Annotated in this window: 10 protein-coding genes; 6 read left to right on the plus strand and 4 right to left on the minus strand. The window is 63.1% G+C overall.

The features are described 5' to 3' along the window. Nucleotides 1-4: 4 nt before the first annotated feature. From U873_RS0109215 to U873_RS0109225, 3 genes are all read right to left on the minus strand, one after another. On the minus strand, nucleotides 5-1,183 hold the full coding sequence (locus U873_RS0109215; RefSeq protein ID WP_025127974.1) for a VWA domain-containing protein: 1,179 nt from the start codon (nucleotides 1,181-1,183) through the stop codon (nucleotides 5-7). A gap of 12 nt (nucleotides 1,184-1,195) precedes the next feature. Then, nucleotides 1,196-2,041 (minus strand): MoxR family ATPase, encoded by an 846-nt coding sequence (locus tag U873_RS0109220; RefSeq protein ID WP_011059855.1) that lies wholly within the window; start codon nucleotides 2,039-2,041, stop codon nucleotides 1,196-1,198. A 142-nt stretch (nucleotides 2,042-2,183) separates the two neighbouring features. Continuing rightward, nucleotides 2,184-3,260: a DUF748 domain-containing protein gene (locus tag U873_RS0109225; RefSeq protein WP_025127975.1), complete on the minus strand. Its 1,077-nt coding sequence runs from the start codon at nucleotides 3,258-3,260 to the stop codon at nucleotides 2,184-2,186. A 126-nt stretch (nucleotides 3,261-3,386) separates the two neighbouring features. Between U873_RS0109225 and cysK the strand changes: the two genes are divergently transcribed. The 4 genes from cysK to U873_RS37175 all read left to right on the plus strand — a co-directional run bounded on the left by cysK (nucleotide 3,387) and on the right by U873_RS37175 (nucleotide 7,483). After that, nucleotides 3,387-4,361 (plus strand): cysteine synthase A, encoded by a 975-nt coding sequence (gene cysK, locus U873_RS0109230; RefSeq protein ID WP_025127976.1) that lies wholly within the window; start codon nucleotides 3,387-3,389, stop codon nucleotides 4,359-4,361. 246 nt (nucleotides 4,362-4,607) lie between these two features. Further along, nucleotides 4,608-5,546 (plus strand): aspartyl/asparaginyl beta-hydroxylase domain-containing protein, encoded by a 939-nt coding sequence (locus tag U873_RS0109235; RefSeq protein ID WP_025127977.1) that lies wholly within the window; start codon nucleotides 4,608-4,610, stop codon nucleotides 5,544-5,546. Nucleotides 5,547-5,901: 355 nt separating this feature from the next. Further along, nucleotides 5,902-6,765, plus strand: coding sequence for a DMT family transporter (locus U873_RS0109240; RefSeq protein ID WP_025127978.1), 864 nt, complete (start codon nucleotides 5,902-5,904; stop codon nucleotides 6,763-6,765). A 517-nt stretch (nucleotides 6,766-7,282) separates the two neighbouring features. Beyond that, nucleotides 7,283-7,483 carry a hypothetical protein gene (locus tag U873_RS37175; protein ID WP_256244312.1) on the plus strand — a complete coding sequence of 67 codons (201 nt, stop codon included), beginning with the start codon at nucleotides 7,283-7,285 and terminating at the stop codon, nucleotides 7,481-7,483. Between the two features lie 56 nt (nucleotides 7,484-7,539). On the opposite strand, the gene U873_RS0109250 is transcribed toward U873_RS37175, so the two are convergent. Beyond that, on the minus strand, nucleotides 7,540-8,433 hold the full coding sequence (locus U873_RS0109250; protein ID WP_025127980.1) for a DMT family transporter: 894 nt from the start codon (nucleotides 8,431-8,433) through the stop codon (nucleotides 7,540-7,542). 295 nt (nucleotides 8,434-8,728) lie between these two features. Here U873_RS0109250 and aceK point away from each other — a divergent pair, with 295 nt between their 5' ends. Together aceK and hrpA are read left to right on the plus strand one after the other, a co-directional pair. Beyond that, nucleotides 8,729-10,450 carry a bifunctional isocitrate dehydrogenase kinase/phosphatase gene (gene aceK, locus U873_RS0109255; RefSeq protein WP_025127981.1) on the plus strand — a complete coding sequence of 574 codons (1,722 nt, stop codon included), beginning with the start codon at nucleotides 8,729-8,731 and terminating at the stop codon, nucleotides 10,448-10,450. A 132-nt stretch (nucleotides 10,451-10,582) separates the two neighbouring features. Further along, nucleotides 10,583-14,494 carry an ATP-dependent RNA helicase HrpA gene (hrpA, locus tag U873_RS0109260; RefSeq protein WP_025127982.1) on the plus strand — a complete coding sequence of 1,304 codons (3,912 nt, stop codon included), beginning with the start codon at nucleotides 10,583-10,585 and terminating at the stop codon, nucleotides 14,492-14,494. The last annotated feature ends 93 nt before the right edge of the window (nucleotides 14,495-14,587 follow it).

Below are 14,587 nucleotides of genomic sequence, written 5' to 3' on the forward strand. Positions count from 1 at the left end.
GGGTTTATTTGGACAGGAAACGCATGCCTTCTTCCAGGCCGCGCAAGGTCAGGGGGTACATCTGGTCCTCGATCAGGTCGCGCACGATGTTGGTGGACGCGGTGTAGCCCCAGGTGTCCTTGGGGTAGGGGTTGATCCAGATGAGTTTCTTGTACTTTTCCATGAAGCGCTGCATCCACACATAACCGGCTTCCTCGTTCCAGTGCTCGACGCTGCCGCCGGCCTGGGTGATCTCGTAGGGGGCCATGGCGGCGTCGCCGACGAAGATCACCTTGTAGTCGGCACCGTACTTGTGCAGCAGGTCCTGGGTCGAGGTGCGTTCCGAGCCGCGGCGCAGGTTGTTCTTCCACACCGATTCGTAGATGAAGTTGTGGAAGTAGTAGTACTCCAGGTGCTTGAACTCGGTCTTGCAGGCCGAGAACAGTTCCTCGCAGATCTTCACGTGGGCATCCATGGAACCGCCGATGTCGAACAGCAACAGCAACTTGATGCTGTTGCGCCGCTCCGGACGCATCTGGATGTTCAGCAGCCCGGCATCCCGCGCGGTGTGGTCGATGGTGCCATCGATGTCCAGTTCTTCCGCCGCACCCTGGCGGGCGAACTTGCGCAACCGGCGCAGGGCCACCTTGATGTTGCGGGTGCCCAGTTCCACCGAGTCGTCGAGGTTCTTGTACTCGCGCTGGTCCCAGACCTTGACCGCCTTGCCCTGGCGCTTGCCGGCGTCACCCACGCGGATGCCTTCCGGGTTGAAGCCGCCGGAGCCGAAGGGGCTGGTGCCGCCGGTGCCGATCCACTTGTTGCCGCCGGCGTGGCGTTCCTTCTGTTCTTCCAGGCGCTTCTTGAACTCTTCGATGAGCTTGTCCAGGCCGCCCAGGGACTGGATCTGTGCCCGCTCTTCGTCCGTCAGGGAGCGCTCGAACTCCTTGCGCAGCCAATCCTCGGGGATCAGCGCCTGCAAGTGGTCGTCGAGTTTTTCCAGGCCGTTGAAGTAGGCGCCGAAGGCCCGGTCGAACTTGTCGAAATGCCGTTCGTCCTTCACCAGGATCGCCCGGGCGAGGTAGTAGAACTCGTCCATGTCGGCGAAGGTCACGCGCTGCTTGAGCGCGTTGATCAGGTCCAGCAGTTCGCGCACCGAGACCGGAACCTTGGCCGCGCGCATTTCATTGAACAGGTTGAGCAACATGGCATCAGCCTCTTAGCGACTGCCGCGACGGCTCATGAAGGCCAGGCGTTCGAGCAGTTGCACGTCCTGCTCGTTCTTCACCAGGGCGCCGGCCAGGGGCGGGATGGCCTTGGTCGGGTCGCGCTCGCGCAGCACCGCTTCGCCGATGTTGTCGGCCATCAGCAGCTTGAGCCAGTCCACCAGCTCGGAGGTGGACGGTTTCTTCTTCAGGCCCGGCACCTTGCGCACATCGAAGAACACGTCGAGGGCTTCGCTGACCAGGTCCTTCTTGATGTCCGGATAGTGCACGTCGACGATCTTCTGCAGGGTGGTGCGGTCGGGGAAGGCGATGTAGTGGAAGAAGCAGCGGCGCAGGAAGGCGTCCGGCAGCTCTTTCTCGTTGTTGGAGGTAATGATGATGATCGGCCGCTGCTTGGCCTTGATGGTCTCGTCGATCTCGTAGACGTAGAACTCCATCTTGTCGAGCTCTTGCAGCAGGTCGTTGGGGAACTCGATGTCGGCCTTGTCGATCTCGTCGATCAGCAGGATCACCCGCTCCTCGGACTCGAAGGCTTCCCAGAGCTTGCCCTTCTTCAGGTAGTTGCGGATGTCGTGGACCTTGTCCACGCCCAGCTGGGAGTCCCGCAGGCGGCTGACCGCGTCGTACTCATAGAGACCCTGATGGGCCTTGGTGGTGGACTTGATGTGCCAGGTGATCAGCTTGGCGCCGAAGGATTCGGCCAACTGCTCGGCGAGCATGGTCTTGCCGGTGCCGGGTTCGCCCTTGACCAGCAGCGGACGCTCCAGGGTGATGGCGGCATTGACTGCCAGCTTCAGGTCATCAGTGGCGACGTATGCGCTGGTGCCTTCGAACTTCATCTGCAATTCCTCGAAACGGTGACGGCGAGCTGCCCGGGGCAGGTCGGATGAATAAACGCGGTGGCCGACTATAACGCGGCGCCCGGTCGACTGTGAACGTAGACGCCCCATTCAGTCTCTGAATGAGGCGTCACGGGGTGACTCAGTCAGTCGAAGGCTTGGGCTGCTCATAGCGGGCATTGAACGCCTGGACGAAGCCGTTGCGTAAAATCTGCAAAAAAGCCTGGAACGCGCTGATATCTTGCTGGTGCACGCTACCACTGAGTTCGACCCGGGTGGCGAACTGGTTCTTGCGCTGGTTCTTCAGCACGGTTTCGCTGGCGCCGACCAGCGCCTCCCATACCGAGCGGAAAATGCTCTTGTTGCGGTTCTCCACATCCTGTTGCCAGTTGAACACTTCCACGTCCCGCAGCAGTGGCTTGATGTAGCCATGCAGCTGGCCTTTCTCGGCCTGGGCCTCGATCACCACATCGCCGTGGCCGGCGTTGAAGTCGAACTTGCCGTAGGCCGAGGCGAAGTCGTTGAAGCGCTTGAGCTCGATGTCCCGGGCCCGCAGGCGGAACTCGAAGTTCTCGAAATTGCTCAAGGGGTCGAAGGTGGCCGTGCTTTCCATGGGCGCCTGGCCCTGCAGCAGGGCCTTGCCGTCAAAGCGCGCATCGCGCTTGCCCTGAGTGTCCACGACATTGGTCAGGTTGTAGAAACTGGCGTTGACCTGGGTTGCGCCGATGTTCACCGGCGGCGTGGAGCTGAAGTTGCGAAAGTGGATCTTGCCGTCGTCGATCCGCACCTCGTCCAGGGTGATGGGCAGCAGCTTGCCCAACTGGGCGCGCCAGTCAGTGCCTTCACCGGTCTGCGAGGCCTGCTTGTCGGCCCCGCCGTCGACGAAGTTCAGCTCCGGCTGGACGAACTGCGCCTTGGCTACCACCGCGTGGTCATACCACAGCGAATGCCAGCTCACCGAGAGGTCGATCAGCGGCGCCTTGACGAAAGGCACCGGCACCTTGCCGCTGACCTTGACGATCTCCAGGCCGTTGATCCGGTACGCCCCGCGCCACAGGGCCAGGTCGATATCGGCGATCTGCCCGCGGTAGTCACCCATGTCCGCCAGCTTGCCATTCAGGTAGTCGCGCACCAGGTAGGGCAGGGCGAGGTGCAGGGCTACCAGCACCAGCGCCAGGCCTGCCAGGGTCCATAGGGGCCAACGGTAACGAGCTTTCATAGTGGGAGATCTCCAGCCGTATAAGGCATTGACTGCTCACCGTCACAGGGGTTCGGTGCGACTGGACGCTCACGGGCACCAGGCATACCCTTGAGCACTTCTTCACTGCTGCATAAGGACCCAGCCATGAGCCGAATTTTTGCTGACAACGCCCATTCCATCGGTAATACGCCCTTGGTGCAGATCAACCGCATCGCCCCGCGCGGGGTCTCCATCCTGGCCAAGATCGAAGGGCGCAACCCGGGCTACTCGGTGAAATGCCGGATCGGCGCAAACATGATCTGGGACGCCGAAAGCAGCGGCAAGCTCAAGCCGGGCATGACCATTGTCGAGCCGACCTCGGGCAATACCGGGATCGGCCTGGCGTTCGTCGCCGCCGCCCGTGGCTACAAGCTGATGCTGACCATGCCGGCGTCCATGAGCATCGAGCGGCGCAAGGTGCTCAAGGCCCTGGGCGCCGAGCTGGTGCTCACCGAACCGGCCAAGGGCATGAAGGGGGCGATCGACAAGGCCGCGGAAATCCTGGCCAGCGATACGTCCAGGTACTTCATGCCGCAGCAGTTCGACAACCCGGCCAACCCGGCCATCCACGAAAAGACCACCGGGCCGGAAATCTGGAACGACACCGACGGCGCGGTGGACGTGCTGGTGGCCGGGGTCGGGACGGGCGGCACCATCAGCGGCGTGTCGCGTTACATCAAGAAGACCCAGGGCAAGCCGATCCTCTCGGTGGCGGTGGAGCCGGTGACGTCGCCGGTGATCACCCAGAAGCTGGCCGGGGAAGAGATCAAGCCCAGCCCGCACAAGATTCAGGGCATCGGTGCCGGCTTCGTGCCCAAGAACCTCGACCTGGAAATGGTCGACCGGGTCGAGCTGGTGACCGATGAGGAATCCAAGGCCATGGCCCTGCGCCTGATGCAGGAAGAGGGCATCCTGTGCGGTATTTCCTGCGGTGCGGCGATGGCCGTGGCGGTACGCCTGGCGGAAACCCCGGAGATGCAGGGCAAGACCATCGTGGTGATCCTCCCGGATTCCGGCGAGCGCTACCTGTCGAGCATGCTGTTCAGCGACCTGTTCACCGAGCAGGAAAACCAGCAGTAACCCGCAGGGGCGCGCCGGCCTCCCAGTCTCCGGGTGCTCCTGCCGGGGACCACAGGTCGGTGAATGCCTGATCCACATCAGTCACCGGCCAGGCGCCTTATGCTACTTAAGGCATTTGTTGCGCATCCGTTAACGCTGAATGTTGGGTTGTGCGGGTTTTTCCCGGGCCCTGGAGTGTTTATCATTGCCGGCTGCCAGGTCGGGTGAAGACTCCCCCATGGGCACCTATTTTCAAGGAGTTGTTGCATGAGCTTTTCCTTTGCCGCCAAGTTCGCGGTGTTGTCGCTGTTCATCGGCAGCATTCTCTACGTGCATTTGCGTGGCAAGGCGCGCCTGCCGGTCCTGCGCCAGTTCGTCAACCATTCGGCGCTGTTCGCCCCCTACAATGCGCTGATGTACCTGTTTTCCGGCGTACCCTCCAAACCCTACCTGGACCGCAGCAAGTTTCCCGAGCTGGATGTGCTGCGTGACAACTGGGAAGTGATCCGCGAAGAGGCCATGCACCTGTTCGACGAGGGGTACATTCGCGCGGCGGAGAAGAACAACGACGCCGGTTTCGGTTCCTTCTTCAAGAAGGGCTGGAAGCGGTTCTACCTCAAGTGGTACGACAAGCCACTGCCGTCGGCCGCAGCCCTGTGCCCGAAAACCGTGGAACTGGTCAGCGCCATTCCCAACGTCAAGGGTGCGATGTTCGCCTTGCTGCCCGGTGGCAGCCACCTGAACCCGCACCGCGACCCCTTTGCCGGTTCCCTGCGTTATCACCTGGGCCTGTCGACCCCCAACTCCGACGCTTGCCGGATCTTCGTCGACGGCGAAGAGTACGCCTGGCGCGACGGCGAGGACGTGATGTTCGACGAGACCTACGTGCACTGGGTGAAGAACGAAACCGAGACCACTCGGGTGATTCTCTTCTGTGATATCGAGCGGCCCCTGAGCAGCCGCCTGATGACCCGCATCAACCGTTGGGTCAGCGCCCAACTGGGCCGTGCCACCGCGCCGCAGAACCTCGACGACGAGCGGGTCGGCGGGATCAACCAGGCCTACGCCTGGAGCAAGCGTTTCAGCGACAGCTTCAGCGGCGTGGTCAAGCAGTGGAAGCGCCGCAACCCCACCCTCTACCGCGTTCTGCGTCCGGTCCTGGCGGTGCTGGTGCTGGTGCTGTTGTGGAAGTGGTTGTTCGGATAAGTCTTGCAGTGAATATCGGGCGCTGGTTATATTCGGCGCTCGGTGCATCCCCGGATTCACCGTTTTTCCCCTCATCAAGAAAGATCGGCACATGACAGGTTCCCCTCTCAACGCGGTAGTGGTTTCAGCGGTCAACGCTGGCGTCGTGCCGTGCGGGAATCAACAGCCTGTGCAGATCAGCCATTACCCCCCCACCTGTCAGTAGCACGCCGGTGTACGCAGTCGTATCACCGCCGGGCGTTGGCTTCTCGGGCTGATCGGCAACCGCTGCCGGTTCCTGCGCCCGCCTGAAAAAAACACTACTGAATTTCAGCTTTGGCTGAGTTGGCTTTTTGCCTGATTACAGGTGGTTTTCATGCTGCTTATTTCAAAAAAGTCCGCGCTTGCGGCGGCTTCCACGAGCTTGTTCGTCCTGCTTTGGAGCAGTGGCGCGATCTTCTCCAAATGGGGCCTGGACCACGCTTCACCCTTTGCCTTCCTGCTGATGCGCTTTGCCATCGCCCTGATCGGGTTGGTGCTGCTGGTGCCGTTGCTCAAGCTCCGGTTGCCGAGGGGCCGTCGGGCCATGGGCTTTGCCGTGGCCACGGGGCTGGTGCTGCTGGGGGCCTACCAGGTCTTTTACATCCTGGCCCTGGACCTGAAGGTCACCCCTGGCGTCATGGCCACCCTCATGGGGGTGCAGCCGATCCTCACCGTGGTGCTGATGGAGCGCCAGCGTTCCTGGAGCCGTCTGTTCGGCCTGGGCCTGGGGCTTACCGGGTTGATCATGGTGGTGTACCAGGGCATCGGCCTGGCGGGAGTGTCGATCTCCGGCATGCTCTGCGGCTTGCTGGCCCTGGTGAGCATGACCGTCGGCTCGATCATGCAGAAGCGCATCACCGATAACCCGCTGGGCACATTGCCGGTGCAATACCTGGCGGGAATGCTGGTGTGCGCGGTGATCGTGCCCTTCCAGCCGTTCCATTTCGAGCACAGCGCCGGGTTCGTGATTCCGGTGTTGTGGATGGGGCTGGTGGTCTCGGTACTGGCCACGCTGTTGCTGTACCGGTTGATCGCCCAGGGCAACCTGGTGAATGTCACCAGCCTGTTCTACCTGGTACCGGCAGTGACCGCGCTGATGGACTATGCCTTTTTCGGCAACCGCCTGGCGTTGCTCAGCCTGCTGGGAATGGGCCTGATCATCGTCGGGCTGGTGTTTGTGTTCCGCAAGCACGCTTGATGGACCTGGCGGCGGCCTTCTGGGTCGCCGCTGGCATCTGCGGCCGGGTGCAAGGCCTGGCTGGCGCGGAGTTTCGATTGCAGGATGGGTCGACAACGGCGCTCAATGGTGGCTATATGGCATTATTGCGAGAGAGGATTGGATCGCGGCGAAAAGCGTCGCGCAACGGCCCTCAGGTCTGATGAAACGGAGTGGCTGGATCCAAGCCTCAAGGTATTTTTGAAGCCTGGATGTCAGGTTTTTCCGTTGGCTATTTCCAAATGGTCAATCAGAAAAACCTTAAAAGTTAAAGCCACTGCCTAGACTGACGACATAGTCCTTAATACCAAGGAGAGTCAGTATGAACGTAGCGCTAGCTTCAGCCGCTTTCGGTTTGTTTTTTGGACTATCGAGCAGTTGTTTCGCAGGGGCCCCAGGGACGCAAGGGGTCATCCGTTTTACCGGCAGCATCACGGAAACCAACTGTGCTTCCAACGCGGTCGACACCGGGCTGAATCTACGCCAGTGTCCCCAAGGCTTGCGTGGCGGAGCGATCGAAATCACCCCCATCAATCCGCAGGTCAGCGTCAAGGGCCTGGATCCTTCCGCAGTCAAGGTCAAGCTGATTAGCGACAGCGGCCGTCAGGGACGCTACTACGACCAGCACTACGCCTTTGTCGACCAGTCCGGCAAGCCGGTGACCTCTGGCACCTACCTGGTCACCTTGAGCGTTCCTTGAAAGCCCAGCCCGGCGCAGCCCTTCAGTCAGTAGGCGATCGTCGCTAGCGCAAGGGATCAGGCCGCGACTTTCGGCGTCGGCCTGAGCACCAGCCACAGCGCCGCGGCGATCAGCGCACCGCCATAGAGGTGCCCCATGGACAAGGGCTCGTCCAGCAGCAGGGCCCCCCACAACACGCCGAACGGCGGGATCATGAAGGTCACGGTCATGGAGCGCACCGGGCCGATGGAGGTCAGCAGGCGGAAGTACAGGACGTAGGCAAAGGCGGTGCAGCCAAGACCCAGGCCCAACAGCGACAGCCAGACATTCCAGCCACCCCAGCTGGCCGGTGGCTGGCTGAGGGCGCTGTAGGCAAACAGTGGCAGCAGGAACAGGGTCGCGCCGAGCATGCTGCCCAGGGCCGAGAGGCGGCTGTCGAGGCCTCCGGCCTGGTCCAGCCAGCGTCGGGCGAGGAACCCGGCGAAGCCGTAGCAGGTGGTGGCCAGCAGGCAGGACAGGGCGCCGACCAGCAGCTCGTGGTCGAACGCCACCGGGCCGGCGCGGCTGAGGATGCCGACGCCGAACAGGCCCAGGCAGACCCCGGCGATCTTGCTTGGGGTCAGGCGTTCGCTGAAGAACAGTCCGCCGATCAGCACCCCCATCAGCGGCGTGGTGGCATTGAAGATCGCCGAGTAACCGGCGGGCAGCACCTGGGCCGCCACCGAGTACAGGGTCGCAGGCAGCCCGGAGTTGATCACCCCGAGCAGCAGTACGGTCTTGAACTTGCCATGAAAGTCCCAGCTCACCCGCATCAGCGCCAGCAGTACCAACAGGCCGACGGCGGCGATCGACACACGGAAGAAGGCGGTGGGCACAGTGCCCAGTTCCGGGGCAATGATGCGCATGAACAGAAAGCTCGCGCCCCAGATGGCGGCCAGTGACAACAGGCGCAGGAGATCGACAGGTCTCACGGAAGTTTCCTTGGGTGGCAGGGCGGGAATCTTGCCCAGCACGACTGGGCATGGCAAACCTTATTGCCCCATGAAACGAAGAAAGTCCGCACCCTGATTCTTGCGTTCGATTCTGTGCAGCGCTCGATGCTGCCTGTGGTGCGGCCGGGCAGGGCGCAATCAGGCCGACCGGATGAGCCACTGGGCGACCACCGGGTCATTTTACGGCGTACGTTCGATGACAAAAATACGCTTCTCCTCAGGTCGTATCAGTGGCTAAGCTCAGGCATCGCAAATTCCCGCAGAGGTCTTCCTTATGTCGCAGTCATGGCCCGCCGCCGATATCGCTCGAATGATCCTCGAGGGTTTCGACGACTACCGCGAGCACTTTCGCCAGATCACCGACGGTGCCCGGCAGCGCTTCGAGCAGGCGCAGTGGCAGGAAGCGCAGCAGGCCTCGGCGGCACGGATCAACCTCTACGAAGAAAAGGTCGGGGAAACCGTAGCCCGGCTGCACCAGGCCTTCAGCACCGAGCTGCTGATGGAGGTCAGCCAGTGGCCTCTGGTGAAGAGTGCCTATATCAGCCTGATCGACCTGCGCTTCGACGATGAGCTCTCCGAGACCTGGTACAACTCGATCTTCTGCGGGCTGTTCAGCCATGACCTGATCAGCGATGGCTGCATGTTCATCCACACCACCCGGCCCAGCCTGCGTCGGGCCCGGGCTGCGCAGACCCGCAGCTACAGGCCCCAGGGCGATCTTTCGGCGACCCTCGCCCAGGTGTTTGCCGACTACCGATTCAGCGAGGATTACGCCGACCTGGCGGGCGACCTGCGACGCCTTGAAGCGCAGCTGCGGGAGAACCTGCCGGACTGGGTATGCAAAGACCCGGAGCTGACCCTGGAGCTGTTTTCCTCGGTGCTCTATCGCAACAAGGGGGCCTACCTGGTGGGGCGCATCTTCACCCATGAAGAGCAGTGGCCCCTGGTGATTCCGTTGCTGCACCGCGAAGGCCGGGGCATCCAGATCGATGCACTGATCACCGATGAAGCCGATGTCTCGATCATCTTCTCCTTCACCCGCTCCTATTTCATGGTGGACGTGCCGGTGCCGGCGGAGTTCATCGGCTTCCTCAAGCGCATCCTGCCGGGCAAGCACATTGCCGAGCTGTACACCTCGATCGGTTTCTACAAGCACGGCAAGTCGGAGTTCTACCGTGCCCTGATCAACCACCTGGCCAACACCGACGACCGCTTCATCATGGCCCCCGGGGTGCGCGGCATGGTCATGAGCGTATTCACCCTGCCGGGCTTCAACACCGTGTTCAAGATCATCAAGGACCGCTTCTCGCCGTCGAAGAACGTCGACCGGGCCACGGTGATCGAGAAGTACCGGCTGGTGAAAAGCGTCGATCGGGTCGGGCGCATGGCCGACACCCAGGAGTTCGCCGACTTCCGTTTCCCCCTGAGCAAGTTCGATCCGGCATGCCTCGAGGAACTGCTGGAGGTGGCGCCGTCCACGGTGGCCGTGGACGGCGAGACGGTGCTGATCCGCCACTGCTGGACCGAGCGGCGCATGACCCCGCTCAACCTCTACCTGGAACATGCCAACGAGGCCCAGGTGCGCGAGGCCCTGGAGGATTACGGCCTGGCGATCAAGCAACTGGCGGCGGCCAACATCTTCCCTGGCGACATGCTGCTGAAGAACTTCGGCGTGACCCGACATGGCCGCGTGGTGTTCTACGACTACGACGAAATCTGCTTTTTGACCGAGGCCAACTTCCGCCGCATTCCGGCACCACGTACGCCGGAAGACGAGATGGCTTCCGAGCCCTGGTATTCCATCGGTCCCCACGATGTGTTCCCCGAGGAGTTCCCGCCGTTCCTGTTCGCCGACGCCGGCCAGCGCCGGCTGTTCGACCAGTTGCATGGCGAGCTGTACAACGCCGACTACTGGAAGGGCCTGCAGGACGCCATCCGCGCCGGCAAGATCATCGACGTCTTCCCTTACCGGCGCAAAGGCCTGGAAGACGAGTGACGGTGTAGGAGCCGGCTTGCCGGCGAAGGCATCCTCACTGGCCCCTTCGCCGGCAAGCCGGCTCCTACGTATTGTCTGCGCTTTTCTGCGACAATCGCGCCCTGCCTACATATGACGACTTTTGCGTACCTGATGACTTCCGAATCGCCTGCAATTGACCAGCTGTTGAAAAACCTCGATCAAGCCATGCTGGCCGACCGTCACCGGTTGCGCCGGCAACTGCTCGAACTGCGCAAGAAACCCGACGAGGCCAAGCTGGCCCAGTGGCTGGAGCGGATGCAGGCTTCCTGCAACCTGGTCACTGCGCGCCGCGAGAGCGTGCCGCCGATTCGCTATGACGACAGCCTGCCGATCGCCGCCAAGCGCGACGAAATCAAGGCAGCGCTGCTCAAGCATCAGGTGCTGATCATTGCCGGCGAGACCGGCTCGGGCAAGACCACCCAGTTGCCGAAGATCTGCCTGGAAATCGGTCGCGGCCAGCACGGCCTGATCGGTCATACCCAGCCCCGGCGGATCGCTGCCCGCAGCGTGGCCAGCCGGGTCGCCGAAGAGCTGGCCACGCCCCTGGGGAGCCTGGTGGGTTATCAGGTGCGCTTCGAGGACCAGAGCGATTCCAGCACCCTGATCAAGCTGATGACCGACGGCATCCTGCTGGCGGAAACCCAGAACGACCGCTACCTGGAACGCTACGATACGATCATCGTCGACGAGGCCCACGAGCGCAGCCTGAACATCGACTTCCTCCTCGGCTACCTGAAGACCCTGCTGCCGCGGCGCCCTGATCTCAAGGTCATCATCACCTCGGCCACCATCGATCTGGAGCGTTTTTCCAAGCACTTCGACGATGCGCCGATCGTCGAGGTGTCCGGGCGCACCTTCCCGGTGGAAACCTGGTACCGCCCGCTGACCCTGGAGCAGGACGAAGAAGGCAACCGGGTCGAGGACGACTTGACCGTGGACCAGGCGATCCTCGCCACCCTGGACGAGATCGCTGCCCATGAGCGCAGCGAGCGCCGCAGTCCGGGGGATGTGCTGGTGTTCCTGCCGGGGGAGCGGGAGATCCGCGACGCCGCCGAGATGCTGCGCAAGGCCCAGCTCAAGCACACCGAGATCCTGCCGCTGTACGCGCGCCTGTCGCCGGCGGAACAGCAGCGGATCTTCCAGTCGCACCCCGGCCGCCGGGTGGTGCTGGCGACCAACGTCGCCGAGACCTCGCTGACCGTACCGGGGATCCGCTACGTGATCGACAGCGGCACCGCGCGCATTAGCCGCTACAGCTACCGGGCCAAGGTCCAGCGCCTGCCCATCGAGGCGATTTCCCAGGCCAGCGCCAACCAGCGCAAGGGTCGTTGCGGCCGGGTCGAGCCGGGGATCTGCGTGCGCTTGTACAGCGAGGAAGATTTCCTCGGCCGGCCGGAGTTCACCGATCCGGAGATCCTGCGTACCAACCTGGCGGCGGTGATCCTGCAGATGCTGCACCTGCGCCTGGGTGAAATCACCGCATTTCCCTTTATCGAGCCGCCGGATGGCAAGGCCATCAGCGACGGTTTCAACCTGCTGCAGGAGCTTTCGGCGGTCGACCGCAACAGCCAGCTGACCCCACTGGGCCGGCAACTGGCGCGGCTGCCGGTGGACCCGCGCATGGGCCGCATGCTGCTGGAAGCGGCCAGGCTCGGCAGCCTCCAGGAAGTGCTGATCGTTGCCAGTGCGATGTCGATCCAGGACCCTCGCGAGCGACCGCCGGAGCGTCAGCAAGCGGCTGACCAGGCCCACGCCCAGTGGAAGGACGTGGACTCGGATTTCGCCGGGCTGGTCAACCTGTGGCGCGGCTTCGAAGAACAGCGCCAGGCCCTGACGGCGAGCCCGCTGCGCAACTGGTGTCGGAAGAATTTCCTCAACTACCTGCGCCTGCGCGAGTGGCGTGACTCCCACCGCCAATTGAGCCTGATCTGCCGGGATATGCAGCTGAGCCTCAACAAGGAGCCGGCGGACTACCCGAAACTGCACAAGGCGGTGCTGGTGGGGCTGCTGAGCCAGATCGGCCAGAAGACCGAGGACGGCGACTACCTCGGTGCCCGCCAGCGACGCTTCTGGATCCACCCGTCCTCGGGCCTGGGCAAGAAGCGCCCGCAATGGTTGATGACCGCCGAACTGGTGGAGACCACCAAGCTCTATGCGCGCATGGTGGCCAAGATCGAACCGGACTGGATCGAGCCCCTGGCCGGGCACCTGATCAAGAAGAACCACTTCGAACCCCATTGGGAGAAGAAGCGCGGCCAGGTGGTGGCCTACGAGCAGATCACCTTGTTCGGCCTGATCGTGGTCGGCCGGCGGCCGGTGCATTACGGCCCGGTGGACCCGGTGGTGTCGCGTGAGCTGTTTATCCGCGAGGCCCTGGTGCGTGGCGAGATCCAGTCCAAGGCCAAATGCCTGAGCGCCAATACCCAACTGCTGGAGCAGCTCGACGCCCTGGAGGCCAAGGCCCGGCGCCGGGACATCCTGGCGGACGAGGAAACCCTGTTCGCCTTCTACGACGAGCGCCTGCCGGCGGAGATCCACCAGACCGCGACCTTCGATAGCTGGTACCGGGTGCACAGCCAGAAGAATCCGCAACTGCTGATCATGCGCGAGGAAGATGTGCTGGCTCGCGAAGCCAGCGAGGTCACCGCCAAGCAGTATCCGGACACCCTGCACATCGGTGACCTGGAACTGGCCCTGAGTTACCACTTCGAACCCAACCACCCCCGTGACGGCGTGACCCTGCGAGTGCCGGCGCCGCTGTTGCCGGCCCTGCCGGCCGAGCGCCTGGAATGGCTGGTGCCGGGGCTGCTCGAGGCCAAGTGCATTGCCCTGGTGCGCAACCTGCCCAAGGCCCTGCGCAAGAACTTCGTGCCGGTGCCGGACTTCGTCAAGGCCGCCTTGCAGCGCATGACCTTCGCCGAGGGTTCCTTGCCCCAGGCCCTGGGGCGCGAGCTGCTGCGCATGACCGGTGCGCGGGTCAGCGACGAGGCCTGGAGCGAAGCCGAACAACAGGTGGAAAGCCACCTGCGGATGAACCTGGAAATCGTCGACGCCCAAGGCAAGTTCCTCGGTGAAGGCCGCGACCTGGCCGAGCTGACCGCGCGCTTTGCCGAAGCCAGCCAGGCAGCCCTGGCGGTGCCGCAGACCGCCAAGAGCCAGCAGCCGGTGGAAGCCAAGGTGTTCGCCGCAGTGGCGGAGAAGACCCAGCAGAAGATCGCCGGACTGTCGATGACGGTGTACCCGGCCCTGGTGGAAGAGGCGGGGACGGTCAAGGAAGGGCGCTTCTCCACCGCTGCCGAAGCCGAGTTCCAGCACCGCCGGGCCTTGCAGCGCCTGCTGTTGCAGCAACTGGCCGAGCCGGCCAAGTTCCTGCGGGGCAAGTTGCCTGGGCTCACCGAACTGGGCCTGCTGTACCGCGAGCTGGGCCGGGTCGATGGGCTGGTGGAGGACATCCTCCTGGCCAGCCTCGACACTTGCATCCTCGACGGCGAAGCCACGTTGCCCCGGGACGGCGCCGGACTGGCGTCCCTGGCCGAGCGCAAGCGCGGTGCTTGGACCGAACATGCCGAACGCCTGGCACGCCTGACCCTGGAGATCCTCAAGCTCTGGCACGGCCTGCAGAAACGCTTCAAAGGCAAGATCGACCTGGCTCAGGCCGTGGCCCTCAACGACATCAAGTCCCAGCTCAGCCACCTGGTGTATCCGGGCTTCGTCCGCGAAACCCCGGCCTTGTGGCTCAAGGAAGTGCCCCGTTACCTCAAGGCGGTAGAGCAGCGTTTCGAGAAACTTGGCAGCCAGGTGCAGAAGGACCGGGTCTGGAGCAGCGAGCTGAGCAACCTCTGGAACCAGTACCAGGCCCGCGCCCAGAAGCATGCCCAGGAAGGCAAGCGCGATCCCCAGTTGGAGCTGTACCGCTGGTGGCTGGAGGAGTACCGGGTGTCGCTGTTTGCCCAGCAGCTGGGGACCAAGGTGCCGATCTCCGACAAGCGCCTGAGCAAGCAGTGGAGTCAGGTCGAGGCCTGAGCCAACCCCCCGTAGGAGCTGGCTTGCCAGCGAAGGCGCCATCAAGGGCACTGCAAGGCTCAAGGCCTGGTTCGCCGGCAAGCCGGCTCCTAC

It is taken from the genome of Pseudomonas sp. PH1b, from assembly GCF_000633395.1.
Classification (GTDB): Bacteria; Pseudomonadota; Gammaproteobacteria; order Pseudomonadales; family Pseudomonadaceae; genus Aquipseudomonas.

Excerpts from the sequence above, each read along its gene's own strand:
- U873_RS0109235 (WP_025127977.1), top strand. The coding sequence starts at position 4,608 with ATGAGCTTTTCCTTTGCCGCCAAGTTCGCGGTGTTGTCGCTGTTCATC.
- U873_RS0109240 (WP_025127978.1), top strand. The coding sequence starts at position 5,902 with ATGCTGCTTATTTCAAAAAAGTCCGCGCTTGCGGCGGCTTCCACGAGC.
- U873_RS0109225 (WP_025127975.1), bottom strand. The coding sequence starts at position 3,260 with ATGAAAGCTCGTTACCGTTGGCCCCTATGGACCCTGGCAGGCCTGGCG.
- aceK (WP_025127981.1), top strand. The coding sequence starts at position 8,729 with ATGTCGCAGTCATGGCCCGCCGCCGATATCGCTCGAATGATCCTCGAG.
- U873_RS0109220 (WP_011059855.1), bottom strand. The coding sequence starts at position 2,041 with ATGAAGTTCGAAGGCACCAGCGCATACGTCGCCACTGATGACCTGAAG.
- cysK (WP_025127976.1), top strand. The coding sequence starts at position 3,387 with ATGAGCCGAATTTTTGCTGACAACGCCCATTCCATCGGTAATACGCCC.
- hrpA (WP_025127982.1), top strand. The coding sequence starts at position 10,583 with ATGACTTCCGAATCGCCTGCAATTGACCAGCTGTTGAAAAACCTCGAT.
- U873_RS0109215 (WP_025127974.1), bottom strand. The coding sequence starts at position 1,183 with ATGTTGCTCAACCTGTTCAATGAAATGCGCGCGGCCAAGGTTCCGGTC.